This is a genomic window from Enterococcus sp. S53, from assembly GCF_016516865.1.
GTDB classification, from domain to species: domain Bacteria; phylum Bacillota; class Bacilli; order Lactobacillales; family Enterococcaceae; genus Enterococcus_D; species Enterococcus_D innesii.
Window position 1 is genome coordinate 434,496 of record NZ_JACVUH010000001.1, and the last position, 26,661, is coordinate 461,156.

The 26,661-nt window shown below is 41.6% G+C and carries 23 protein-coding genes and 1 pseudogene; 4 read left to right on the forward strand and 20 right to left on the reverse strand.

Translation table 11 applies throughout. The annotated features are described in order from the left end of the window. Positions 1-195: 195 nt before the first annotated feature. From IAE45_RS02120 to IAE45_RS02165, 10 genes and pseudogenes are all read right to left on the reverse strand, one after another. Positions 196-414: a YneF family protein gene (locus IAE45_RS02120; RefSeq protein ID WP_005235432.1), complete on the reverse strand. Its 219-nt coding sequence runs from the start codon at positions 412-414 to the stop codon at positions 196-198. A gap of 107 nt (positions 415-521) precedes the next feature. Then, complete coding sequence (locus tag IAE45_RS02125; protein WP_200124703.1) at positions 522-1,325, reverse strand: ABC transporter permease; 804 nt, start codon at positions 1,323-1,325, stop codon at positions 522-524. Between the two features lie 2 nt (positions 1,326-1,327). Next, positions 1,328-2,236: an ABC transporter ATP-binding protein gene (locus IAE45_RS02130; RefSeq protein WP_081118089.1), complete on the reverse strand. Its 909-nt coding sequence runs from the start codon at positions 2,234-2,236 to the stop codon at positions 1,328-1,330. Between the two features lie 240 nt (positions 2,237-2,476). Further along, positions 2,477-3,999: pseudogene (locus tag IAE45_RS02135) on the reverse strand (helix-turn-helix domain-containing protein). A gap of 297 nt (positions 4,000-4,296) precedes the next feature. Then, the gene (locus tag IAE45_RS02140; RefSeq protein ID WP_140964914.1) at positions 4,297-5,349 is read right to left on the reverse strand and encodes an LPXTG cell wall anchor domain-containing protein; all 1,053 of its coding nucleotides are present in this window, start codon (positions 5,347-5,349) and stop codon (positions 4,297-4,299) included. Positions 5,350-5,531: 182 nt separating this feature from the next. Next, the gene (locus IAE45_RS02145; RefSeq protein WP_200124705.1) at positions 5,532-6,902 is read right to left on the reverse strand and encodes an Ig-like domain-containing protein; all 1,371 of its coding nucleotides are present in this window, start codon (positions 6,900-6,902) and stop codon (positions 5,532-5,534) included. Between the two features lie 303 nt (positions 6,903-7,205). Further along, positions 7,206-9,296 carry an ABC transporter permease gene (locus tag IAE45_RS02150; RefSeq protein WP_140964916.1) on the reverse strand — a complete coding sequence of 697 codons (2,091 nt, stop codon included), beginning with the start codon at positions 9,294-9,296 and terminating at the stop codon, positions 7,206-7,208. Continuing rightward, positions 9,268-10,044, reverse strand: a complete 777-nt coding sequence (locus tag IAE45_RS02155; protein WP_077454307.1) for an ABC transporter ATP-binding protein — start codon at positions 10,042-10,044, stop codon at positions 9,268-9,270. Before IAE45_RS02155 ends, IAE45_RS02150 begins: the two co-directional genes overlap by 29 nt. An 89-nt stretch (positions 10,045-10,133) precedes the next feature. Next, entirely contained in the window at positions 10,134-11,081 is a 948-nt protein-coding gene (locus IAE45_RS02160) for a sensor histidine kinase (protein ID WP_077454308.1), read from the reverse strand. Further along, entirely contained in the window at positions 11,078-11,773 is a 696-nt protein-coding gene (locus IAE45_RS02165) for a response regulator transcription factor (protein WP_096741293.1), read from the reverse strand. Before IAE45_RS02165 ends, IAE45_RS02160 begins: the two co-directional genes overlap by 4 nt. 161 nt (positions 11,774-11,934) lie before the next feature. Here IAE45_RS02165 and IAE45_RS02170 point away from each other — a divergent pair, with 161 nt between their 5' ends. After that, complete coding sequence (locus IAE45_RS02170) at positions 11,935-12,552, forward strand: FMN-dependent NADH-azoreductase (RefSeq protein WP_005225804.1); 618 nt, start codon at positions 11,935-11,937, stop codon at positions 12,550-12,552. 140 nt (positions 12,553-12,692) lie between these two features. Here IAE45_RS02170 and IAE45_RS02175 read toward each other — a convergent pair whose 3' ends face one another. From IAE45_RS02175 to tyrS, 4 genes are all read right to left on the reverse strand, one after another. Beyond that, entirely contained in the window at positions 12,693-13,079 is a 387-nt protein-coding gene (locus tag IAE45_RS02175) for a cytidine deaminase family protein (RefSeq protein ID WP_200124707.1), read from the reverse strand. Between the two features lie 43 nt (positions 13,080-13,122). After that, entirely contained in the window at positions 13,123-14,016 is an 894-nt protein-coding gene (locus tag IAE45_RS02180) for a deoxyribonuclease IV (RefSeq protein ID WP_200124709.1), read from the reverse strand. Between the two features lie 88 nt (positions 14,017-14,104). Then, complete coding sequence (locus tag IAE45_RS02185) at positions 14,105-15,016, reverse strand: AEC family transporter (RefSeq protein ID WP_200124711.1); 912 nt, start codon at positions 15,014-15,016, stop codon at positions 14,105-14,107. A 69-nt stretch (positions 15,017-15,085) separates the two neighbouring features. Next, positions 15,086-16,348: a tyrosine--tRNA ligase gene (gene tyrS, locus IAE45_RS02190; RefSeq protein WP_200124713.1), complete on the reverse strand. Its 1,263-nt coding sequence runs from the start codon at positions 16,346-16,348 to the stop codon at positions 15,086-15,088. A 262-nt stretch (positions 16,349-16,610) separates the two neighbouring features. Here tyrS and IAE45_RS02195 point away from each other — a divergent pair, with 262 nt between their 5' ends. After that, positions 16,611-19,049, forward strand: coding sequence for a transglycosylase domain-containing protein (locus IAE45_RS02195; RefSeq protein WP_081118078.1), 2,439 nt, complete (start codon positions 16,611-16,613; stop codon positions 19,047-19,049). A gap of 144 nt (positions 19,050-19,193) precedes the next feature. On the opposite strand, the gene ccpA is transcribed toward IAE45_RS02195, so the two are convergent. Beyond that, a complete protein-coding gene (gene ccpA / locus IAE45_RS02200) occupies positions 19,194-20,192 on the reverse strand; it encodes a catabolite control protein A (protein WP_008378470.1) in 999 nt (332 codons plus the stop codon). Between the two features lie 194 nt (positions 20,193-20,386). On the opposite strand from ccpA, the gene IAE45_RS02205 reads away from it, so the two are divergent. Both IAE45_RS02205 and IAE45_RS02210 read left to right on the forward strand, forming a co-directional pair. After that, positions 20,387-21,487 (forward strand): M24 family metallopeptidase, encoded by a 1,101-nt coding sequence (locus IAE45_RS02205; RefSeq protein ID WP_200124715.1) that lies wholly within the window; start codon positions 20,387-20,389, stop codon positions 21,485-21,487. 53 nt (positions 21,488-21,540) lie between these two features. After that, positions 21,541-22,419 carry an NAD-dependent epimerase/dehydratase family protein gene (locus IAE45_RS02210; RefSeq protein WP_200124717.1) on the forward strand — a complete coding sequence of 293 codons (879 nt, stop codon included), beginning with the start codon at positions 21,541-21,543 and terminating at the stop codon, positions 22,417-22,419. Positions 22,420-22,500: 81 nt separating this feature from the next. On the opposite strand, the gene IAE45_RS02215 is transcribed toward IAE45_RS02210, so the two are convergent. The 5 genes from IAE45_RS02215 to lgt form a co-directional block, all read right to left on the reverse strand. Then, the gene (locus tag IAE45_RS02215; RefSeq protein ID WP_194194634.1) at positions 22,501-23,181 is read right to left on the reverse strand and encodes a YtxH domain-containing protein; all 681 of its coding nucleotides are present in this window, start codon (positions 23,179-23,181) and stop codon (positions 22,501-22,503) included. A 14-nt stretch (positions 23,182-23,195) separates the two neighbouring features. Next, a complete protein-coding gene (locus IAE45_RS02220) occupies positions 23,196-23,621 on the reverse strand; it encodes a DUF948 domain-containing protein (protein WP_005235398.1) in 426 nt (141 codons plus the stop codon). A 160-nt stretch (positions 23,622-23,781) separates the two neighbouring features. Continuing rightward, on the reverse strand, positions 23,782-24,699 hold the full coding sequence (gene galU, locus IAE45_RS02225; protein WP_200124719.1) for a UTP--glucose-1-phosphate uridylyltransferase GalU: 918 nt from the start codon (positions 24,697-24,699) through the stop codon (positions 23,782-23,784). A gap of 17 nt (positions 24,700-24,716) precedes the next feature. After that, positions 24,717-25,745, reverse strand: coding sequence for an NAD(P)H-dependent glycerol-3-phosphate dehydrogenase (locus tag IAE45_RS02230; protein ID WP_200124721.1), 1,029 nt, complete (start codon positions 25,743-25,745; stop codon positions 24,717-24,719). Positions 25,746-25,820: 75 nt separating this feature from the next. Next, entirely contained in the window at positions 25,821-26,651 is an 831-nt protein-coding gene (gene lgt, locus IAE45_RS02235; protein ID WP_005235390.1) for a prolipoprotein diacylglyceryl transferase, read from the reverse strand. Between the last annotated feature and the right edge of the window lie 10 nt (positions 26,652-26,661).

The window sequence follows — 26,661 nt, forward strand, 5'->3', positions numbered from 1 at the left end:
CTCCATTTCTTTGTGACATGTTGCCTAAATTTTGCGATTTTTCCGAATATTTATTAGATTCAGATTCGATTGCTACCTCGCTATTCGCAGAACGTAAATAGCAAAAGCAGCATGCGGCCATTTTTTTACTAGTTTCTACATTTTGCCGCAATAAAAAGCGAGCTGATAAAATCAGCCCGCTTCTTAGAAAAAAACCTACTTTTGGTTTTTCATTTGCTGCATCATCTGACGAATTTTTTTCTCAGAAGGTTTTTGACCCATTGACATCATCATCGAGCGAAGCATATCCTCATTAACGGGAGGATTTTTCTTTAGATAATCTTGCATATATTTACGCGCCAAAAAGAAGCCGCCGACAGCGCCTAGTAATGCTGCAACAACAGCGATCACGATTACGATTCCTACACTAACCATTCGAAAACTCTCCTTTCTCTTGTACTCTCAATGAATCATTTTACTAGAAAAAAACACAAAAAGAAAGAGTGAAAGCTGGATTTATCCAAAAACTTTCACTCGTTTCCTCAACTTAATGCGACATCTCTTTTGTTGAATAACCAATTTGTTAAAAGGTAGATTAAAACACTATAAACAATGATCCCGATCGCCATTTCCCAATAGCCCAATCCCGGATCAAAGGCAGTCATCTGCATGTCAGGACTATTTAATAAACTCGGTATCTGCTCTTTGATATTCATAAAATTAAATGGATTCCACTTCAGCCATGGGTATTTTTCTTGCGCAAAAAGCATGATCGAGTTGATGATGCTGCTTCCAAACAACATACCCAAGCCTAAGCCTACCGCCAGGCTTTGAGAGCGAATGACGGCTGAGATAAAGATGGTCAATGCAATATAAAAGACAATCAATAGCAAGTTGGTTCCCGCAAAAACAAGGGCAACGAGAATCGCCGCTAGCCCGTTGTAGCCAGTAGCAGCAAAAGGTGATTCAGCTGCTAAAAATAAATTGGCGGCTGCTAAACTACTGATTAGTAAAACAGCAGTCCCTAAAAGCGCAAATAAAAACGTGTTGATGGCTTTTGCTGCTAAGATTTGGCTTCTGGAAAAAGGCCGAATCAATAAGAACTTGATCGTTCCACGACTGAACTCTTCCGCCACTGAAGAAGCTGCCACAATCACTACAAATAAGTTTAAGAACGAAGTCATATCGCTCAAAGAAGCAAACAAATCATTGGCACCAATTTCTGGACTACCTAAGCGAACCACATAGGTCAACCCAAACGTCATTAAAACCAATAAAAGCAGCATGATCCAAGTAGAACGTTTTTTTGTTAATTTGATCCATTCATTTTTAATCAATGTCAGCATGCTTACAAACCTCCTTCTTCGGTCCAAGCCAAGAATGTATCTTCCAAAGAAGATTGCTTAGTCCGTAGTTCTTTTAAGCCGATACCCGCCGTAACGATCGCTGCAGCGATTGCCGAACGCTGATCTGTTGCTAGTGTGACTTGCAATTCATCTGCAACCTGCAGGACCTCGACCTCAAAGGAAGCTTTTAACAGTGCTTCTGTTTGCGCATTATCATCTGTTTTAATAATCAGTACATTTTTCTCTGCTTTCAACTCTGCCATAGCTACTTGATGAGTGACTTTTCCTTTTTGCACCACGATCAAATGATCGGCAATTTGTTCGATATCGCTTAATTGATGACTGGAAACTAAGACAGAAACTCCTTTTTCTCTCAAAGAAAGAATCATTTCTCGAAACTCCCGCATGCCTTTAGGATCCAGACCATTCATCGGCTCATCTAAAACTAATAAGTCTGGTTGATGGACCAATGCCTGGGCAACACCTAAACGCTGACGCATCCCTAATGAATAGGTTTTGACTTTTTGATGGATATGTCCTTCTAAATGTACCTGACGAATAAGTGCTTCTAATTCTGCTGTCGTACTTTTTTTCTTCGCCATGCGCTGATACTGCATCAAATTTTCATATCCGGTCATGTAATTATAAAACTCAGGATTCTCAACGATCGCTCCGACTGAGGCAATCGCTGTTTTAAACGAAGAATCCAATAAATTTCCCATAATTGCAATCGATCCTGTGTTGTGCTTCATCAAGCCAACGATCATCCGGATGATCGTCGTCTTCCCAGCCCCATTAGGCCCTAATAAACCAACGACTTGTCCTTGGTCCACCACAAAGGAAACATCATCAATGATTCGTTTGGTTCCAATCAATTTGGAAACATTTTGCAGTGCTAATACTTCTGTCAAAGTTACCCCTTCTTCCTAACACCATTTCTGCAACGATTTTAAATAAAAAACGTTATGATAATATGTATACCATGCCATCTCTGTAAAAAAAAGTCAAGAAACGAAAAAGGAACATCAATGCTCCTGTTTTTGCTTCTTGACCTCTTCGTCTATCACTGTCACTTTTCAGGTTTGACCTATTGCTACTGGTCAAAAGCTTGGCAAAATTATAAGTTCTATCTGATCGATCTTATAGCGGGATCACTCCGTTTGGGTGAATGCCAGCTGGGCGAACGCCGCCTTGTTCTTGGCACTTCTGATCTGTTTGATCACTTGCTTGAGCTGTTTCCACTCCTTTGCGCTTGGGTGACCATTCCAATAAAAGAGGTACGGCTGTTCTTCCTCAGGAAATTCCTGATGGATCGGATAATCGCTGATCACCAAATCTGGCTTTTGAGACAGCGAATAATGGGCCATCGCTCGATGCGTGGCGTTCATCAAGCGGTTCTTGATCCAAAGCTCTTGCGTTTTTCCGTATTTCGAATGGATCGAGAACGTGACCGGCTGTTCATATTTTATAAAAATAACTCTCAGTAACATACAGTATTGGAAAATCAAGCGATCATTCATTTGCAGTAATCTACGCAACTCTGGTAAAGAAACAGTCGCTTCAAAAAAAAACGTTTCATGGTTGGATAAAGCACCGGAAAAGCTGCTTGCAGCTCTTGCTCGTCGGTTGTTTTGCCAAAACTATCGCTTTTTTGTCGCGTACCAAAACAGCCAGAGGCGGAATGGATCATTACCAGATTAACCAGTAAATAGTTTTTTTCGGCTTCTGTAAACGTCAACCGAAAATACACGGCTAGTTTTTCAACGAGCTGCGCTTCTTGCTGGTACTGTGGTTGAGTCAGCCACGAGATGTTAGCAGCATCGAGATCCTCCTCAAGATAGGTGTTCAATACGCCAAACATATAATACAAGAAACTGCGTTCATCCTCCGAAATATCAGAAAACGACAGATGATTCCTGTTAAACAATGGTTTCAAAAAGACCTGATCAAACTGATTTTTTTCAATTAATGGGTGCTCAAACGTAAGTACTTCTTTTGGTAAAAATAAAAGCGGATGCTTTTGGTGGATTCTTTGCACGGAGATAGCGAATAGATGAAGAAATTTCTCGATATCGATTTTTCTCATATAAGAAGCATGGTTTTCAAACAGCGCTACAGCCTGCTCTTTCTCCTTGAGCGATGCCAAGACTCGTGAGTCCTTCTCGTCAAAAATTTGCCAATAGGTAAGATGATAAAAATAGCGGATCGCATATTCAGCACCTGCCAAAGGATCACCTTTTTTTAAACTATAGGACAAATGATAGTTCGCCAAAACATGATTTAACTCCTGCAATTTTCGTTGAATCGTGCGGGGACTGCTAAAGGTTTTTTGACTGAGTTGTTCAAGGGAATGATAGTCCCCCTGAAAGAGTGCATCCAGCAAGATAAATCCAACGGTTCCCCGCAACAATACACTATAGGCTTGACTCAATAGGAATCGTGGAGAAAAAGCAATGGACACTTCTTTCTCCAACCGATCATAGGTCAAAGTAAACTGAGGATAGCGTGCACGAAACACCTCTACTTGCTGAACGATCGACTGCATTTTGTTGGTTTTCCTATCGAAAACACTTGAGAGCTCTTTCATTGTATAGTCTTTCTTGTTCGTTTCGTAACAATAACTTAGAAACGCATAAATTTGTTTTTCTGTCGTATCCAAAAGTGCCTGTAACATGAAATTTCCCTCGCTTGTATAATCAGCAAACGCTGTTTTTACCTTAAATTTGTCATCTTACAATATTGTAAGCTGTCAATGTTTGGTGATCGTACCACTGTGCGCTCTTTTCTGTCAAATCACTTTTAACAAATTTTCCTTTCGTTATCTGTGTATTTTCATAAAAAAAGTCTGACGCCTCAAAATGATCGTCAGACATTTTGTTAAAAACGGTAAAACAAAACGTGATTGTGCTTTCTGGGGAAGAAAATTCCAATCGTGGGTTATCAAGTCTCTCATTTTCCTTGGCTTTTTTCTTTACTGCCTCTCATCAGAAAATAACTTTCGATTCAGCCAGTAAAGGAAGACAGCAAGGATAACCACGCCTAGACCAAAGAGGATATAGCGAATACTCGTATTTTTGCTGCCGGTTTTCGGTAGTACATCTGCATTGACCTCCTTAGCACTGCTTGTCTCCGTACGTTGTTCCTGTTCCTTTTTCACTGAAGACGATGCTTTAGCGAGTTGTTTACCTCCGGGATCATTGGAGGAAACACTCCGTTCGCTTGACTGACTTTGATTAGGCGCTAGTTTGTTTGGTTTCGTTTCTGAATCTGAAAGCTCCTCAGATGCAGCTTCACTAACGGTCGTTGTTCCTGTTGTTGCGGTGGTTTCTCGACTCCTAGTTATCTGACTTGATTCGCTCTCACTGACTGGTTGAGTGTTCAAACTTTCTGACTCACTTGAATTGTGACTACTTTCGATCCTTTGAGAATCCTGACTTGTGTTTTCCGTAGTAGAAGTCCTTGGATCCGTGGATTGAGAGTCGCTAAATTTCGGTTCGATACTACTAAAGGAAGAGCCCGTTTCTTCAGTCACCTTAGAGATTGCGCTTATCTCAGAGTTCGTGGTTTCGCTAGAGCTCGGGGGTGTTATTACCTGCCATTGACTGGGCTTCAAATTCTCAGTTATCGTTGTTTCACCATCATATATGACAACTAAATCAACTTTATCCATACTTTTTATCTCATCAATAACCATCTCAGCTTGAATTCTTAAGTAGTTTTCAACACCTGAAAACCAATCGACATTCGTTAAAACTGTTTCGCCGATCACTTTTTCGCTGTGACCGTTCCCATCCCAACCATAAGTTAGTAGGACACGAACCTTTTGTGAAGTTAGTGTTTTGTTCGGACGCACCGGAACCGTAATCAGTTTCAAGGTTTCGTCATAGATCACTCGGTTGGTTTGAACAGAAAACGATAAATTCCCTCCGGCTCGTTCTTTTGCTGAAGTATGATCGAAACCAAACACCAGCAGCAATAATCCTGCTAACAGCAAAATCAACACGATTTCAACCAGTTTTCTCATTTCCTCACTTCCTAAATGAATATTTCAAGATAACTTGATAAGGAAATTATAATAAATTCTCAGAAAAAACATGCGCCGAAAAAAAAAGGAAAGTAGCCATAAAATGGCATCTTCCCTTTAAATAAGTCTTTATTAATTTTTCTTCCTAGTAATAATACTGCCTCCAAAATTTCAGTTTCTTTCTACCTGATAAATTTACACCAACTTAACTTCAACGCGCATCCTGCTAAAACCATTCCTATTGCAATCCATAAATGATTAGACGCTTCATTCGTTTGAGGAAACTGCTGTTTTTCTGACTGATTATGCAAATTATTTGATTGGGATACCTGCATGTTCCCAGGGGTTGAACTTTGATGTGTCATCGCCCCATTATTACTAGAACTACTCCCGTTATTTGATTCTGAACTACTAATCATACTGCTTCCACTACTTGGTTCCGTACTACTGCTAGTACTACTTTCACTACTTGGTTCCGTACTACTACTTGTACTGCTTTCGCTACTTGGTTCCGTGCTACTACTTGTACTACTTCCACTACTTGGTTCGGTTGTACTACTGGTGCTGCTTTCGCTACTTGGTTCCGTGCTGCTGGATTCTCCTGGTTCACCGGTTCCACCACCACCGCCACCATAGCGTGGTGTATAGCCAGTAATACTGCTTGTTCTTGGCACATCATTGACCACGGCATCAAGGATGCCCCGATTGGTATATTGTTCCAATGAACCATCCGTTTCTGTTTTGTAGGTAATGTAGATCCGTTCCTCTGTATCCCGCAAAGGAATTTCAAAGGAGCCATCACTGTTTAAAACGATCAGTACTTCATCAACATATGTTGGGTTGGAAACGCTGGGTCCGTAAACAACTCGAGCAGTCGTACTGACGAGTGTCTGATGGGGACCTAAAATATCAATAAACGTTCCATCTTTGATCGTCACTTGGTTTGTATCAAACGAGTTGATGTACACACGCCAATCAATAATCCGTTTGGGTTCTTGCGTACCTAAATACAGTCCTTGTTTGGTGAGTAAGGCACCCTCCCCTGTATCATCCACTGCTTGAATAAAAATAGGCACCGATTGCGTTCCATTTACTGTTTCGAAGTTAATGTTGTTGATTTGGTTCTCTGTCACTTCATCGCTGAACTTTGTCCAAAAATAAAAGTCCCCATGTACATTGGTATTTTTTTCGACAAATTCCGTGAAAACAAAGGTCAGCTGATTGCCAACTTGGGTAACATTGACCACTAAGTTGTTATTTTCATCGTATAAAGCATACGTATTATTGACGCCTTCAATCTCAACTGGCAAGGTGACTGTTGCTTTGTCACCGGCTTTTACGTCACCCAAATTTTCTAAACTCCACCTCATATCTATTTTAAACGAGTCATCTTTTTCGATACTTGTAATGACTTCATTGTGGCTATTGACGATCGACACATTTGTGATCAGCTTGGCTCCCACATCGGTTTCTCCATAAACAATCCGCATACCGGCAAAAACAGGAAGTAACAGTAGCAAGACAGCAAATGCTTTTCCTAGTCGTTTGATCATTGGTTTCCTCCTTAAGTGAGCGCTTAGCTAAACCTACCGATCACAGCAGTCACTGTGCTCGACATGAATATTGTACTTAACAATTGTCTTTTCGTTTCACGTTGAGAAAATAGACTTCCAGTTGCCACATTCTAGCAGCGAATCGGCGACTGCTTGATAGAATAAGTGTTAACTAATTTTATCTGCATATTAGTGATTTACACAATTAAAACGCTTCATTGCCAAAGGAAAATAACATTGCAGCAAATAAAAAGCCAAATCCCAATCCGTGTTGACTGAAAGGGATTTGACTTAAAAATTAAACTACTCTGTAGGATCGGCGATCCTATCAATTTGCTGGAAGTATCGATATTGACAAATCAAGTAAAAAACGATTTGAAAAATCAAAAAGAGACTAGCGATCACACCGTAGTATTGCCAAACAGGCAATTCTACTAAGATACGCAAAGCGGTCATCGCTACCGCAAAATGGATCATTGCCACGACTGTTGGCAAGAAGTACATCACTTGCAGCTGGCGTCTCAGAACGTTGTGCCGCTCCTTCGGCGACACACCTAAGATATGCAAGGAACGATGGTACGCCCCATCTTTATCTAGATCTGCAAATAAACGGAAATAGATAATTGAAGCGGAGAAAATAAAGAAAACCGAACCCAGTAATACCGTGATCATTAAAATGATGCCATTTCCCTGACGATTTTCTTGGAAAACTTGGTATTTCGAGGTATAAGACGTACGCATCGGAATGTCTTTTGCCGCTTCTGACCACTCTTCATCCGTATAGTCTCCTTTGGCTTCAAACTCCTGACTGAGCTCTTCGTATTGCTGATCGATCAAGGCATTTTCTTTATCTAAATTCCCATTGAAATCAGATACCAATTCAGGTGTTTCAGCCCATTCTGGATAGTCTAACCAAATAAAACCAGATTCCATATCATCGTTAGAGTTTTGTAAGAGGGCTTGCCACTCCTCAAAGGTCTTATCTGTCACAACTGACAGTCCAAAGAAATCCAGAGAAAGCATTGAGGGGCTGTGGACAATCGTAATATCCTTTTTTATACCGGTTTCTGAACCCAATTCAAGTGGGTAGATACTTGTGCGTTCGTTCTCAGGGACTTCTAGGAGCTGTTTTCGACGTGAATAATTAGCACTAAGTGTCATTATTTGATTATCTGCAACGGAATCAGCTTCCTCACCGATTTGTTTCATCATTTTCTGATAGTCGCTTTCTCGCATAATTGAAAAGCCATTCGTCGTATAAAATGAATCATTCATAACTGCAGATTCATCAAGATTCGCATAGGCCCATAGTAAGGAAACACTATCTGATACAGGTGCATACCCTTTTTCTTCTATGGCAGTTTTAATTTCATTCATTTTCCTCTCAGAATGATCGAGGTCTTCTGGCCCAGACCACGGAAATACATAGGCTACACTAATTCCTTGGATCGAAGAAAAAGAAGAACTGCCAATCGCCAGCATTACGGAAATCCCAACGAATGCCACGGAGGTACTAATAGCAATCAGACTATACATCGCCGCATTGTCTCGCATGCGAAAAATCCATTCGCTGATAGTCAGCATCCGAGTCCCTCGTAAGAAGGTCGGGCGTTTCTTTAATCGTTTCAATAGAAATACGCTGAACTGATGGAATGACAAAATCGTGCCCGCAACAGTCAACAAGACTCCTAGCATAAGCGGCAGCATCGAGTACGTTTGGTAGCTAAAATAAAAGACCGATCCATAGCCAATTAGTAACAGCACAATTCCTGAAAAAGCCAATGCCCAATGGCTTTTTGGTTCAGGACGTGGCTTTTCATTTTCCTTGATCAATGAGATGATCTGTTCTCCTTGCAAGGCGCGAGTACTGAAAAAGGAGATCAAGAGAAAAATAAAGACATAGATCCCAAAGGTCAATCCTAAACCTTCCATAGGAACCATAAATTTCAGTCCTTCTGTTAGATACATGACATTTTGCGCAATCAGCAGCAATAATTTCGTCAATAAAATCCCTAACCCAATACCGGTCACTGTGGCGCAGGTTCCTAAAAGGGCATTTTCGACAAACAAAATCTTTCGCAGATCTTTTTCTTCGATCCCCAAAATCAAGTAGATTGCCAGATCACGTTTGCGTCGTTTTAAAAAGACCACAAATGTATACCATAAAAACAACAGCGACAGTAAAGCGATCACCACAAGTGCGACGGATAGACCGACCTTCGCCAATTCTGAAAGTGTACCGCTATTGGACAAATTTTCTTCCAATTGCGGATGAAAGAGCAAAAGACTAAAGATATAAAACACCATCGCCGCAAAGGCGCTACTGACGAAGTAGGCCGCATAGGTTCGAAAATTCCCCCGCAGATTACGAATGATCAACTGTCTGAAATTCATGACGGCGACCTCCTAAATGTGCTAGGACTTCAAGAATTTTTTGATAAAATTGCTGTTGATCAGCCCCGCGATAGACTTCGTTATACAGTTTTCCGTCTTTGATAAAAACGACCCGATCAGAAAAGCTGGCGGAATAAGGATCATGGGTGACCATCATGGTGGTCACCTTGCGCTGCTTGTTCATCTGACTTAGTATTTCCATGACATCTCGTGCTGCCTTTGAATCAAGATTACCTGTCGGTTCATCTGCTAAAAGCAATTCCGGCTGATGGATCAAAGCTCTAGCGATCGCAACCCGCTGCTGCTCCCCACCGGAAAGCTGATAGATGCGTTTGTCTTTTTTCTCATAGATCCCAAGTTCACGTAATAGCTGTTCCGAACGTTCTTTCATCTCAGGAACCGGCACCCGATCCAATGTCAGTGGTAAAATAACATTCTCAAGCACACTCAATGGTGAAAGTAAATTGTAGTTTTGAAAAACAAAGCCCAGTTGCCGACGACGAAACTCTGCGAGTTTTTGCTTAGATAATTCCAGCGGCTGCTCTCCTTTGATGATCACTGAACCTGCAGTCGGTTTATCCAATGTTGCTACCAAATTCAACATAGTAGTCTTTCCACTGCCAGAAGGACCCATTATGCTGATAAATTCTCCTTCTGGCACTTTGAGATCGATTTGTTGCAACACCTCAACAGAAACTTCTCCCGCATAGGTTTTTGTTATATTTTTCAATTCTAGTAAAGCCATCATCTTCACTCCTTTGCTACCAGTTTAGCAGGTGGCAGCGCAATCAGTTATCGATTTCGTGATAGAAAGCTTACAAAATTGTAAGAAAGCCTTTACGTCCGAAACGTTAATGTAACCGTCGTGCCTAGATTCTCCTTAGAGACCAAAGCGATATCGATATCCAATTGCTTGCTGATCGTTTCGACTAAGTAAAGTCCGATTCCAGTTGCCTCGCCTGTTTGCCGACCATTCTGACCTGTATAAAAGGGGCGAAAAACCCTTGGCAGATCCGCTTCCGCAATCCCACATCCTTCATCGGAGATCGTCAAACTTCTAGAAAACGGATCAATTTCAAAACAGACTTTGCTCTCTGGCTTTGAGTACTTAATGGCGTTGCTGATGAGTTGAAACAGCAAGATCCCTAGCCATTTTTTGTCTGTTGTGACCGTGATATCTGCATCACTCAACAGTTTCGGATAGACTTCGCTGCGAATAAAATTCCGCTTCTGTTCACCAATCCCGTGCTTGACCACTTCCAGCAGGGAGACGGACTCAATAACAAAGTCCTCCGTGAAATCTTCCAATCGCACAAAGTTCAAGGCGGTCGCCAAGCCGCTCTTCAAGCGATCTGTCTCAGCCAAAAGATCGTAGCTGTCGACTTCCTCACTTTCAGCCATTAGCGCCAAGACCGAGACAGGTGTTTTCATTTGGTGAACCCATATATTCATAAAACGGATGTGGTTTTGATGATGCTGATTCAGTTCGGTGAGTTTCTCTTGCATTTGCTGTTCTCTTGCATCGAACTGCTTACGCCATTTCTTGGAAAGAGAGCCATTGCTGCCACGAACAGCTTTTCCACTCTTGAGATAGTGATAAAAAGCGGCATTGGATAGATACTCCGCCAAAGAAACAAACAAAAGCAACAAGCAAAATAGTAACAGACCATACCCAATGACTAAATAATTTCGATACCCATCGAGCCAAATCACTAAGACGAACAGTGAAATGGCGAGAACGGTGATCAAAATTCTCGCTATATGAAGCTTGACATATTCTCTCATTGTTCGGTACCTACTACCGATAAGGCGTAACCCTTGCCGCGAATAGTTTGGATTGGATCATTGATGCCCATTGCCGCCAATTTTTTTCGCAAACGGCCAACATTGACAGAAAGTGTATTGTCATCAACGAAACGCTCATCATCCCATAATAGATTTAAGATCCGTTCTCGTTTGACCATCTCTGGGTGTGCTGACATTAAAAGAGTCAATAATTCTCCTTCTCGAACAGTCAGCCATTCACTGGCTTCACGATAGACCATCTTCAATGCTTCCGGATAATAGGTCAATTCGCCAGCTTTCAAGCTTCGCGCACGATCCGACTGCGCATAATCCCCATAAACTCTGCGAATATGGCTCTTCACTTTAGCTAGCAGCAAGTCATAAGAAAAAGGCTTGACCAGATAATCATCGGCCCCGTATTCTAAAGCCATCACTTGATCCATGTTGCCATCGCGCGCCGAGATAAACAGAATCGGAACCAGCGAACGTTCTCTGATTTTTTGACACCAATAGAACCCGTCATAATAAGGCAGATTGACATCTAATAAAACCAAATCTGGTTGAATAGACAAGAATTCATCTAAAACAGCAGCGAAATTTTCTGGAACAAAGGTTTGATAGGCATAGCGGGATAATTGATTTTCCATCATTTTGACTAATGATTTGTCATCCTCGACCACAAATATTTTCATAGAATCCCTCCTGTTTCTCTAAAGTTTACCAAAACCTCGTGAAAAATACTGCAATATCCCAGCTTTTTTTAAAAAAATACACTTATTTATTGTAAGCAAAAATATTTTATAGTATACTACACTTTGTGATTAAAACTTACTTAAAGTAAAGGTGGAAAAAAATGAAAAATATTTTAGTTGTTAAAGCCAATAACCGTCCTGATGGAGTATCTGCAAAAATGTTTGATACCTTTGTTGAAAATCTTGATACCAACAATGTGGACGTTGTAACCTTTGATGTGTACGCACAACCAATGCCTTATATCGGTCAAACGTTATTTGAAGCATTTGGCAAACTTTCACAAGAACAAGAATTAAACCAAGAAGAACAAGAATTGATGACTGTCCGTCAAGACGTGATGAACAAATTCGCAGCAGCAGATACCATCGTTTTCGCTTTCCCAATGTGGAACTTAACGATCCCAGCTGCCTTGCACACCTTTATCGACTACATCTTCCAAGCAGGCTTTACTTTCTCTTATAACGAAGATGGTTCAATGAACCAATTGTTGAAAGACAAAGAAATCGTTCTATTGAATGCCCGTGGTGGTGTTTACTCAGGCGAAATGAGCGCAATGGAAAATGCTGTAACCTTTATGGAAAAAGTTTTCGGTGGTATGTTCGGCATGAACATCACAGAAGAAGTAATCATCGAAGGCCACAATGCAGATCCTTCTAAAACAGCAGAAATCATTGCTGAAGGTTTAGAACGCGTAGCAGCAGCTGCGAAAAAATTCTAATCATTGCTATCGATCAACTCCTCAACAAAGCGCTATTGCTGGTTGAGGAGTTTTTTTATCCAAAAACGTAGCTCGTTTATTGGATTGATAATACAAAGATGCCCCTTCAAACACAGCGGTCTAAGGGGCTAAGTCTCTTTTTATTTTGATGATTTCCAATCACAAGGCAACAGCTCTGCTATCGTCATGATTTTTCCTGCTGCAATCATCACTTGCGTGTTCTGATTGGCAGGATCTAGCTGGCTGATGAATTCACGGCAACGGCCACAAGGTGGGATCAGCTCACCTGCTGAATTGATTGCAACCATCTGTAACACCCGCTGCTGCCCATCGGTGATCATTTGCGCAGCCGCAGCCTGTTCGGCGCAAAAGCCCATGGAACAGCTGGTATCGATACAGATCCCCGTATAGATCTGTCCATCTGCAGTAGCTAGTGCTGCTGCGACACTCCCTGCTTCTGCAAATTGAGAGAGCTGTCTGAATCCCAGTTTTTGTTTCGCGGCATCAATCAGCAACTGAAAGTCCATTTTCTTCCTCCCACAACAAGATAGTTCATATTAAATGAACCGTTTATGCACCGGCCATGATTTTCGTCAAGAGCTCAGGATCAAAGGTCTTTTCCCGCAGCATCGCAATTTCATAACCATAAGGGGCTTTTTTGTTCTTTTTGTCTTCTCCGACATACGGTGTTTCCAATATTTTCGGCAACGCTGTTAATTGCTCATGATGAACGATCTTATTCAACGCTTCAAAACCGATCGTCCCAAAACCAATATTGGCATGTCGGTCTTTATGACTGCCTTGCGGATTTTTAGAATCGTTGACATGGATGACGTTCAAACGATCCAAACCGATAATTTTGTCAAACTCGTTTAAGACGCCGTCAAAGTCTTCTTTGACATTATAGCCGGCATCATTCGTGTGACAAGTATCTAGTGTAACGGATAATTTTTCATTTAAAGTAACGCCATCGATAATTGCTGCCAATTCTTCAAAGCTGCGACCAATCTCGGTGCCTTTCCCCGCCATTGTTTCTAAAGCAATCTGGGCAGTTTGATTTTTTTCAAGGACCTCGTTCAAGCCTTTAATGATCTGTTTGATCCCCGCTTCGGGTCCTGCACCGACATGGGCACCGGGATGCAACGTGATTTGAGTCGCACCTAAAGCTTGCGCTCTTTGGATTTCCTCTTGTAAAAATGAAACGGCAAAGCCAAAGTTTTCAGGCTTGATGGTATTGCCTAAATTAATAATGTAAGGAGCATGGACGACGATATTCGAAATTCCTTTTTCCGTCATAAAATCTTGTCCGGCTGCGATCTGCATCTCTTCGATCGGTTTGCGCCGCGTGTTTTGCGGAGCTCCGGTATAAATCATAAACGTAGTAGCTTGATAGCTAGCCGCCTCTTCTGCTGCTCCTAAAAGCATTTTTTTGCCGCTCATTGAAACGTGTGAACCAATCAACATTTTTCTTTTCCTCCTAAATCTAGTCTTCTCTATTATCGATAAAAGCGCCTTGTAAAGCGATTATTTTGCTCATTGCCGTATTTTTTTATCAAGCGAGTCCAAATAACATCAGGACACCCGTCATTAGCGGCATACTTATCAAAAAGCTAATGGAAGAAACGAACCCTACTGCTTCTTCCTCCATCCCAGCAATCACGGAATTAATAACACCGAACAAGGGAATCGGAGCAAACACTAACAAACAAAGAACTGGCTTTAATAAAACTGGGATTGGTAAAACATAGAAAGCCGCAAACAGCACGAAGGCCAGTCCGTAGCGCAAGCTTAAAATTTTGATTACCGTTGGCGTAGTGTGCTTCGGTAAGCGGAAATCCAAAAATAAGCCAATCATAAACATGGACAAAAACGTATTTGCGGTCCCGATTGGTTGGACAAGCGCCAATGCCGCCTCAGGGATCCTCCAATCCGCACTGCGGATAATCAGCATCACTAGATAAATGGTAAATGTTGGCGAGCGCAGGAGATTCAAAAAGATTTTCCCTGGTTCAAATGTCGTCCGCTTTCCAATCAAGAATTCGATGAAAATCGTCGTTCCCCCTGCCAACATGATACTGTTTCCCATATCAAACAGCGAAATCAGCGGAATCCCTAAAGGATAAAAGCTTTGGGCAAAAGGAATCGCAAAATTGCCGATATTAAAGCCTGACCCGCAGTACATCGCAAACTGCTGCAAGGTACTTGATTCATTTTTGGTCAAGAAAAATGCGAAGAGGATTTGGACGATCGCAATGATCAACGCGATCACAATCAAACTAAGGGCACTGACTTGTACTTGCATTGCAGCTAAATTCAAAATGATTGCCGCCGGTAACGTTACATTCAAAATAATTTTGGATAAGATCGAGCCATCGGCTTTCGAAAGGACTTTCAATTGCTTAAGAAAATATCCTAAGAAAATCATGGCAAATAAGCCGGCGGCATTCAACACTATGTTTCCCATTCCAACAAAAACCCTTCCTCTACAAAAATTTGAAAAAAGCGAACCAACAGGGCGGTTCGCTTTTTGCGATTAAAATGTTAGTAAGAAATATTTTTTCTTGCCACGACGAATCACGACGTATTTCCCACCGATCCGATCACTTGCTTGGATCTCGTACGTTAGGTCTTGGACGCGTTCCCCATTGATGTAGATCGCCCCATTTTGTACGTCTTCTCTTGCTTGACGTTTTGATGGTTCGATTTTAGCAGTTGTCAATACTTCAATGATGTTCAAAGAATCATCAGTTGTTACCTGGTGGCTAGGAACCCCTTTGAAGCCTTGTTCGATCTCTTCAGCGTTCAATTCTTTGATATTGCCACTGAATAAACTTGCTGAGATGCGTAAGACTTGTTCATAAGCCTCTGCCCCATGAACCAAAGTAGTGACTTCTTTTGCCAAAGCTTTTTGTGCTGCTCGAGATTCTGGTGCAGCGTTAAACTCTGCTTCGATCGCAGCGATTTCTTCTAATGATAAGAAGGTGAAATATTTCAAGAATTTGACTGCATCACGATCATCCGTATTGATCCAGAATTGGTAGAACTCGTAAGGCGTCGTTTTCTTGGCATCTAGCCAAACCGCATTGCCTTCTGTTTTCCCAAATTTCGTTCCATCTGCTTTTGTGATCAATGGCATAGTCAAACCGAACCCTTGGACTTCACGCTCACGACGTAATAATTCGATCCCAGAGGTGATATTCCCCCATTGATCGCTACCGCCTAATTGCAACAAGCAACCGTGGTTGTCGTAAAGATTCAAAAAGTCATAGGCTTGTAATAGCTGGTATGCAAATTCCGTGTAGGAGATCCCAGTTTCGATCCGACGTTTGACACTTTCTTTGCTCATCATGTAGTTGATAGTAAAGTTTTTCCCAGTGTCCCGTAAGAAATCAATCAGTTTCAATTCCCCTAGCCACTCATAGTTATTGGCAATGATGGCAGGATTTTCTTGGTCATCAAAATCAATGAAGCGAGATAATTGGCTCTTGATACTTTGTGACCATTCTAAAACGGTATCTAGTGTGTTTAATTGACGTTCTTGATCTTTAAAGGATGGGTCACCGATCATTCCTGTACCGCCACCAACTAATGCGATCGGCACATGTCCGTTTTGTTGGAAACGGCGCAACATCAAAATAGGCAATAAATGACCAATATGCAGGCTATCTGCGGTAGGATCAAAGCCGATATATAGTTTCACAGACTCTTCATTTAATTGTTTGGTCAAGGCTGCTTCGTCTGTGGTCTGATGAACTAATCCGCGTTGCTTTAGCTCTTCAAAAAAGTCTGTACTCATTCTTTCTCCTCCTAATAATTGCTTCATTGTTCATCTTAACTGAAAAAGAGGTCAATGAAAAGTCTTTCTCTCAAAGTCCTTTACCAAAAAAGAAACTTTTAGGCAAATCCGTTCATTTTCCTTTATTATCGCTGGTTCAATACAAACACCAACTGGCATTTTCTCCCACACTTCTTTCGATAACGGATAGGGTGCTACCCAAGCGTCTTGTTTTTTGCTATAATTACACGGAATCTATTCTAATTTATTGAGGTGACTCTTTTTGTCCCAGAAAACGAAAAAACAAAAGAATACAGAAAACAAAAATAGAGGCTGGTTCTATTTCAACATCAGTCTAAGGGTTTTACATGCCTTATTCTTAGTCGCTATTTCTTTGCTGGTGCTTGGCGGCTCTTTAGCCTTAGGGATCGGTGCCGGCTACTTTGCTTTTCTTGTGGAAGATACCGCAGCTCCTTCTAAAGAAGAGTTGCAGAAAGAACTGACCGACATCACAGAGACTTCTCAACTCGCGTACTCAGATGGCAGTAAAATCGCAACGATTCGCTCAGATCTGATGCGAACGTCGGTTAATTCTGATCAAATTTCGGACTACTTGAAAAAAGCAATCATCGCAACCGAAGACGAATATTTTAATATTCACAATGGCGTCGTACCAAAAGCGGTCGTGCGAGCATTATTATCTGAAGCGACAGGTTTTGGAGGCAGCGGGGGTTCCACTTTGACCCAACAGCTGGTAAAACAACAAATCCTTTCCAGTGAAACGACCTTCAAACGCAAAGCCAATGAGATCTTATTAGCCATGGAAGTAGAGAAGTTTTTTGATAAAGACGAGATCGTCACTATGTATCTAAACATCTCTCCTTTTGGTCGGAACAATAAAGGGCAAAATATCGCAGGTGTGCAAGAAGCGGCGCAAGGAATTTTCGGCGTTAATGCAGCTGATCTAACTTTACCACAAGCAGCCTTCATTGCAGGACTGCCACAAAGTCCGATCGTCTACAGCCCTTATACAAATACGGGTGAGATCAAGGAAAACTTGACTGCGGGCTTAGAACGGAAAGACTTTGTCCTCTTCAGTATGTATCGCAACCACGATATTACGAAAGAAGAATACGAAGAAGCACTTAATTATGACTTAAAACAAGACTTCAAAAAGCAAGAAGCTATCGAACAAACGGATCAAAGCTTCCTCTACTATACTGTGTTAAATGAAGCAAAAGATATTATTGCCAAACAACTGGCAGATGAAGATGATGTCAGTGATGAAGAATATGCCAAAGACGAAACCTATCAAAAATACTTCGAATTGGCGCAACAAAAACTCGTTAATGGTGGCTATACCGTCACATCAACGATCGATAAAGACATTTATAATGCGATGCAAGATGCCGTTGATAAATACGGCTCTATGTTAGACAATTGGGGCGACGCCACCATCGAAGTCGGCAATGTTATGATGGATAATGCCACTGGGAAAGTCTTAGGCTTTATTGGTGGTCGTAACTATGCTGAAAATCAATTCAATCATGCCTTTGATGCCAAACGTCAAGCAGGATCAAGTATCAAACCAATGCTGGTTTATGGTCCGGCCATCGAAAGTGGTTTGATGGGCTCAGAATCGATGGTTTCTGACTATGCCGCAAAATGGCGGACGGGAGAAAACGCTGGTGAGTCAATCGTCAATGCCACAAACCGCGGAACCAATACCTTCATGTCGATTCGCGAATCACTAGAAGTTTCCAGTAATATCGCAGCGACAAATATTTTCCAAGATCTTTGGGAAAAAGAAGGCGATCATTTTTACGCCTACACAAATTATTTAAGCAAAATGGGCTATCCGGAAGATAATAGCTGGGCATATGAATCAGCGCCATTAGGGGTTACGGATGTCACAGTGTTGAATCAAACGAATGGCTTCCAAACATTTGCTAATAATGGTGTCTATCAGCAAGGCTACATCATCGAATCCATCAAAGATAATGAAGGCGAAGTGCTTTATCAGCATGAAGCCAAACCAGTACAGGTCTTTTCTGAAGCGACGGCTTCTATCATGACCGACATGATGCGCAGTGTCATCGATGAGCAAAAAACCAGTACCTTCAAAACAGTTATCAGTGGATTAGATTGGAATCTCGGGAATGCCGATTGGGTCGGTAAAACTGGTTCCACCAATAACTGGTCAGACTCTTGGCTAGTCGTTTCCACCCCATCGATCACTATCAGCAGCTGGTCAGGACGGGATGACAACAAAGCTACTGATAGTGCTGCAGGAACTCGGACAGCCAATTACATGGCTTACTTAATCAATCGGATCTATCAAACAAATCAAGAAGTTTTTGGTGTGGATCAGAAGTTTGAGCTTTCAAATGACGTGAAAAAAGTCAAAGTTTCCAAATTTACAGGGACCCAACCAGGAGGCACCGTGCGGGTCGATAATCGAACCTACACGAATCCAAGCGATACCGTCAACTCATATTGGGCCACTGGCGGACCGGATACGGTCGACTTTAAGTTTGGGATCGGCGGTTCGGACGCTAATTACGCTGACTATTGGAAAAAAGCATCGTCTAGCCGTTCAACCAATCGCTCTTCAAATACATCGTCTAATAATACTTCAAACAATGCCACGCCTACAGCAAATGATGATGATGACGATGAACAAGACAATGACCAAGCAAATACAACGAATAATGATGACTGATCAGCCTTGTGCTGATCAGTTTTTTTATGCAAAAAAAGTGTGGGTAAAAAATCCGTAGATTTTCTACCCACACGAACGATCGTAAAAGTAAAAAGCGGAACAACGTAGTGTTGTTCCACTTGTAAAGGTTCCGTGAATCGCTGCTTATTTCGTAGAGCTTTTTTCTGAAATACCGTAAGGCAAGACGATCGTTTTTTGTTCTACATCTTCTTTGTTCATCATTTTTGTCAATAGACGCATCGCAACGGCACCCATATCATACAATGGTTGCGTCACGCTTGATAAGCGTGGACGAGCGGCTTCAGCCAATAATGAATTGTTGCTGGTGATGATCTCGAAATCTTCAGGAACTTTAACACCTTTGTCTAACAAACCATCTAAGACGCCGATGGCTAACTCATCGTCTGTGACATAAGCTGCTGTTGCACCACTGTTGATGATGCGATCAACTAAGGCTAAGCCTTCTTTAAAGCTGTATGGTGATTCAAAGATCAACCCTTCAGAATAGTCAAGGTTGTTTTCTTTCAAGGCTTCTTTGTAGCCTTTCAAGCGGTTTTGGCCATTGATTGGATCGATCAAAGCACCGCTAACAAAAGCGATTTTTTGATTGTTTTTCGCCAATAATGAAACAGCATCTTTGGCAGCTGCTGTGTAATCGATATTGACACTTCCTACTTGTTCATCAGGATCGATCGAACCAGCTAAAACGACTGGTGTTTTTGAGCGAGAGAATTCCCCGCGAATTTCATCCGTGATGCGATGACCCATGAAGATAACGCCGTCCACTTGTTTCGCTAACAAGTTGTTCAATACGTTGACTTCTTTCATTGTATCGCCATCAGAGTTGGCTAAGATGATATTGTATTTATACATGGTCGCTACATCATCGATCCCACGAGCAAGTGATGAAAAGAACATATTGCTGACATCAGGAATGATGACACCAACAGTCGTGGTCTTTTTACTTGCTAACCCTCGAGCAACTGCGTTTGGACGATAATCCAAGCGGTCGATCACTTCCAGCACTTTCTTACGAGTTGCTGGTTTTACATTTGGATTTCCGTTGACTACCCGTGAAACAGTTGCCATCGATACATTCGCTTCCCGTGCAACATCATAAATCGTAATTGTTTGTTTTTCCATGATATATCTCCCTTATTCTATTTTCAGAAAATCTTATTTACATTTCTTTGTTAGAATAGCAAATTTTTTCCGGATTTGCAACCGTTTTAATTTTGTTTTCATGAAAACTTAGCAATTTCCTACTTTCCCCGCCCCTATTCTCTTCCAAAGCATGATAAAATAGAAAAAGAATACTTGAAAGAAGGTTTTTTCAAATGAATGAGAAAAAAATCAATGAGTTAAATGGCTGGTTGAAAACCAATGGCGCCGATGTTGCTTATATTTCTAATCCAGCAACCATCGCTTATTTTTCCGGTTTTAAAAGTGAGCCTCATGAGCGGGTCCTTGCTCTGTTTGTCGCTCCTGGAAAAGATCCCTTTCTTTTCACACCAGCTCTGGAAGTAGAAGAAGCAAAAAATAGCGGCTGGCCTTTTGACATTATCGGTTATCTCGATAGTGAAGACCCTTGGGCGAAAATCTGTCAGGAATTGACCTCTCGTTACCAAGTCTCTTCCTTGGCGTTAGAAAAGAATGATCTTTCCGTCGAGCGTTATGAAGCATTGAAACGATTTTTGCCACAGACCGATTTTTCTTTAGATGTGACTCCGGTCATTCAAAAAATGCAGTTAACCAAAACGGCTGCTGAGATCGACACCTTGCTAGAAGCTGGCAACTGGGCAGATGTTGCTTTTGAGATTGGGTTTGCTGCCATCAAAGAAGGCGTCAGCGAAATGGCAATCGTGGCAGAAATTGAGTACGAGTTGAAAAAACGTGGGGTTTCCCATATGTCCTTCGATACGACCGTATTAGCTGGTGCCAATGCAGCAAGTCCTCATGGCGTACCTGGTGAGCGCAAAGTGACTGCCAATGAACTTGTCTTGTTTGACCTTGGGGTCGTTTGGAAAGGATATTGCAGTGATGCAACCAGAACGGTTGCCTATAAAGAACCGACTGCATTACAAAGAAAAATTTATGACATCGTTCTTGAAGCAGAACTAGCAGCGCAAGCAGCGGTCAAACCTGGGATCACCGCTGGAGAATTAGACAAGATTGCTCGTGATGTGATTACTGGCTATGGCTACGGCGACTACTTCAACCATCGTCTAGGTCACGGCATCGGGACCACGGTTCATGAGTTCCCCTCTTTGATCACTGGCAATGATTTAGTGATCGAAGAAGGTATGTGCTTCTCTATCGAACCGGGCATTTATTTACCAGATCAGGTCGGTGTCCGTATTGAAGACTGTGTGTATGTCACTGCAGATGGCTGTGTACCTTTTACAAAAACAGCAAAAGAATTGCTGGTTTTATCTTGATTTTCTAAAGAAACGGCGCAACATGTTGGAATTACATGAAAAGGAGTGTTCATATGAGTAAAAAAGTGTTGGTTTTAGGCGGTACGCGTTTTTTCGGTAAATATTTGGTCCAATCTTTAGTGGATCAAGGCTGTGATGTCACGATTGCTACCAGAGGAAAGACGACAGATAATTTTGGTGATCAAGTCAACAGACTTATCTTTGATCGCACAGATGAGCAAAGTATCAAAACGACGTTGACACAAGAAACCTATGATGTGATTTACGATAATATTGCTTATACTTCCAACGACATTGAGATCCTACTGCGTCATGTCACACCGAAGCGCTACATCGTTACTAGCTCAATGTCTGCGTACCATGAATTACACTTCGATTTGATTGAAGCGGATTTTGATCCTGCTAAAGAACCCTTCAGACTGGTCAGCTCTGAGGAGGTCGATTATGCACAAGGCAAGCGAACAGTGGAAGAAATTCTGACCCAAAAATACAGTCAGATCCCCTCCGTTTTTGTCCGCTTTCCTTATGTGATTGGTGCAGATGATTACACAAAACGTTTTACCTTTTACATTGACCATCTGATAAAGCAAAAGCCAATGGCTGTCGATAATCTAACGCATCAAATGGGCTTTGTGGATGCCCAAGAAGCTGGTAAATTTTTAGCGTTTCTAGGTACTAGCTCATTCACCGGACCCATCAATGGTGCGTCAAAAGGTACGATCTCTTTAGAAGAAGTACTGCAATACGTATCGAAAAAAACCGATCTTTCCCCGCTCTTTTCAGAAACAGGCGATCAAGGCCCTTACAATGGTACACCTGCTTATTCGATCAATGTGGCGCTCGCTGAAGAAATTGGTTTTTCATTCAGTCAACTGCAGGATTGGATCTACCAACTTTGCGATTGGGAAATCGCCCAAGCATCAAACGAATAACTACTGAAATCACAAAAAAACGTTCGCCGATTTAACTGGCGAACGTTTTTATCTTTTAAAGCAATCAAGTTTTATCCTTACTTATGCTTCTGGGTTGTTTTTTTCTAATGTGTCTTTTAATTCTTCTTTCGCATCTTCCAAGTCAGCTTTGGCTTCTTTTGTTTCTGCTTTCGCTGTTTTTTTGGCATCATCTGCTGCTTTTCCAGCTTCTTTTTTCAAATCAGCTGCTGCTGCTTGACCATCTTTTTTGGCTTCTTCGACAACAGGTTTCGCTTCTTCTGCCCCTTCTTTGACAGTTTGTTTCATATCTGCTGCAGAAGATTTTGCATCAATGATGATATCTTGGACTGTATCATCTGCATCTTCTTTGGCATCTTTGGCTGTTTCTTTTACATCGCTCGCCGATTTTTTGAAGCGTTCTGATAGATCCCCTGCTTGTTTTTTTAATTCTTCAATAGTTTCTTCTGAAGAACCAGCTGCTGTTTCTTTTAAGTCATCAACTTTCGCTGTTAAAGAACCGGTAAAATCAGATGCTTGCTCGCTTAATTTTGCTGCTTTGTCTTTAGCGATATCAACAAGATCCGTACTTCTTTCCTTGGCTAAATCACCATAATCAGATGCTTTATCTAATAAATCGTCTGCTTGTTTTGCTAATTTATTTCTTAATGTTTTACCAGATTCTGGCGCCAACAAAAGTGCTGCTGCTGCTGCCGCTGTTCCTCCGATGATTGCTCCTAATAAAAATCCGCCTTTTTTACTCATTGAAAGTCCTCCTTTTATTTTTGGTTATTTTTGTCTTTGAAAAATTTCATGGCTGTTTGACCGACTTTTCCAGCTACCGTTGCTTTGGCAGTCGTCCGGCCAAGACTACCCACACGCGTAATTAAATTTTTTCCAGAAACATTTAATTCTGAAACACTGGTACTTAGATCTGCGACTGCTGTGAACAAAGGATCGATGGTTGCGACTTTTCCGTTCACATCTTGTAAAAGCTCATTCGTTTTTACCAATAGACCTTCAACCTCTTTTGAAAGAATATCAACATCTTTGGTAATGACACGGATGGTTGTGTTTGCCTCTTCAACCGTTTTGTCGACTTTGGTCATTGTCTTGCTGACTTGCATCAACAAACGAACGACGAAAATAACCAGTACGACAAATGCGATCGCAGCAATTAATGCAGCTAGTTCTCCTCCTGACATAGAATGGCTCCTTTCCCCATTTACTTATATTAAGAATAGCATTTCACTGCACTTTCTACAAATAAAAGACTGCATTTTTAAGAAAATTATCCGCTTTCAACAGGAAATAATAAAAAAACAAAGCAATTTCATCAGAAATTGCCTTGTTTAGGAGTTTGTGTTATTTTTTTGACGCGTTCGGTGCTTCTTTGACTTCTTTTTGAGCCGGAGCTAGTTCTTTTCCTAACTCGATCAAATACTCCTTCAAGCTGTCTTTGACTTCAGGGTGCACTAGACCATACTCAATACTTGTTTTTAAGAAACCGAATTTGTCTCCCACATCGTAACGTTTGCCGGTAAATTGATGGGCAAAGACGCGTTGGGTTTTGTTTAATGTGTCGATGGCATCCGTCAATTGGATTTCGCCACCAGCACCTGGTTCTTGATTGGCTAAAATATCAAAAATTTCAGGGGTCAGCAAGTAGCGGCCAATAATCGCTAAATCACTTGGCGCATTTTCTGGCGCTGGTTTTTCAACAAAGTTTTTGACATTGAACAAGCCTTTTTCAACTTCCATACCAGGATCAATGATTCCGTATTTTGATGTATCTTCATGAGGAACATCCATAACAGCGATCGTTGAGGCATGCGTTTTTTCATAATTATCGATCAGCTGTTTGGTCAATGGCACTTGATCTTCCATCAAGTCATCACCTAGCATGACTACAAATGGTTCGTTGCCAACAAACGCACGGGCTTGTAAAACCGCATGACCTAGTCCTTTCGGATGGGACTGACGAATGAAATGAAGATTTACGTCCGTTGTTTCTTCCACTAATTTTAAAAGCTCTGTCTTGCCTTTTTCTTTTAGATTCATCTCTAATTCTAAATTGGCATCGAAATGGTCTTCGATCGGACGCTTTGCTTTCCCTGTTACGATCAAAATATCTTCGATTCCTGATTGTAAAGCTTCTTCCACGATAAACTGGATCGTTGGTTTGTCAACGATCGGCAACATTTCCTTTGCCATTGCCTTTGTAGCTGGTAAAAATCGGGTACCTAGACCGGCTGCTGGGATAACTGCTTTTTTGACATTCATGTGACTCGCTCCTTTAATCATAATGATTGATCTGCCGTAAATTCGTTTTCTTCTTTGCCGTCTCGCAGCATAATATCTTTCGCTGCTTGCTTGATGTCTTTGCCTTCATACAAGACCGAATAAATTGTTTCTGTGATTGGCATTTCCACCGACAAAGCTTCTGCTAATTCGCGGGCAGCTTTAGTGGTTGAAACTCCTTCAACGATCATCCCCATATTGTCTAACACTTCATCTAAGCTATGGCCTTTTCCTAATAGGTTTCCGGCACGCCAATTCCGTGAATGGACACTGGTACACGTAACGATCAAATCGCCAACCCCACTCAATCCGATAAAGGTTAAAGGATTGGCACCCATTGCCACACCAAGACGACTGATTTCTGCTAACCCCCGGGTCATGATCGCAGCCTTCGCATCATCCCCAAAGCCCAGTCCAGCAATCGCACCAGCACCAATAGCGATGATGTTTTTCAAAGCGGCACCAGTTTCGACACCGATCACATCGTTATTGGTATAGATTCTAAAGTAATCATTCATAAACAGCTCTTGTACATATTTAGCAGCCGTTTCATTTTCTGAAGCTGCCGTGATCGTGGTGATATCATGGACAGCGACTTCTTCAGCATGTGATGGTCCTGACAGGACAACGATTTCTTGGCGTTTATCAGCTGAGATCTCTTCAGCAAGTACTTCTGAGATTCGTTTATGGCTGCCTTGTTCTAATCCTTTTGAGGCATGGATGATAACTGGTTTGCCGGTTGTCTTTTCAGCGAACTCTTGTGCCACGGCACGAATCGCTTTGGTTGGTACCACAAACAAGACAGCATCTGCTCCTTGGATCGCATCTTCTAGATTTTTGCAGCCTAAGATATTTTCAGGTAATTTCAAATCAGGCAAATAATGCCGATTGGTATGATACGTATTGATTTCATCGATTTGGGCGGGATTGTTCCCCCAAATAGTCACTTCATGTCCATTTTCGGACAAGACTTGTGCCAAAGCAGTCCCCCATGATCCGGGACCTAATACGGCGATTTTCTGTTTCACTATGGAAACCTCCTCTATCCTTTTCGCAAATTCATGCACTTTATCATTTTACCATAATTTCAATAAAATAACTGTTTAGATAATCGTTTGGTTTTTGCCAAAGCTACGGTTGTAGTCTTTTAAGGTTTGGTTTTTCCGGCGCCAGATCAATAGTCCGATCGCTCCGAAGAACAATAATGCGGAAAGTGCTTGTGACACACGGATATCCCCAAATAAGTATAAACTATCGGTGCGCATTCCTTCAATAAAGAAGCGTCCGAATCCATACCAAATCAAGTAGCTTAAGAAGACTTCGCCTTCTTTTAATAACCCCGTTTTCTTACGCAAGAAGATCAAAACGATAAATCCAATCACGTTCCAAACCGATTCATAAAGAAAGGTCGGCTGCCGATACGCTTCATCGATATACATATTATCGATAATAAATTTCGGTATATACAAACTTTCTAAGAAGGAGCGGCTGACTTCAGCTCCAAATGCTTCATGGTTCATAAAGTTGCCCCAACGCCCGATTCCTTGTGCCAATAAAACACTTGGTGCGGCGATGTCTAAAAAGGTCCAGGGAGAAATAAAATTTCGTTGGCAGAAAAAGTACAGCCAGATCCCCCCGGCGATCAGAGCGCCGTAGATGGCGATCCCACCAGAGCGAATATTGAAAATTTGACTTGGGTCATCAATGTAGTATTGCAAGTCAAATAGAATATAATAAAGCCGCGCACCAATGATCGATACTGGCAATCCAATCAACATAAAATCAGTCACATCATCTGGCTTGAGCCCGACACGAACCGCTTCTCTCGTACTTAACCACATAGCAATGATCACACCTGATACGATAATGATCGCATACCAATAAATCGGCAAACCAAATAGTTCAAATGCGACTCGATTTACTAAACCTAACATCTATCTTATC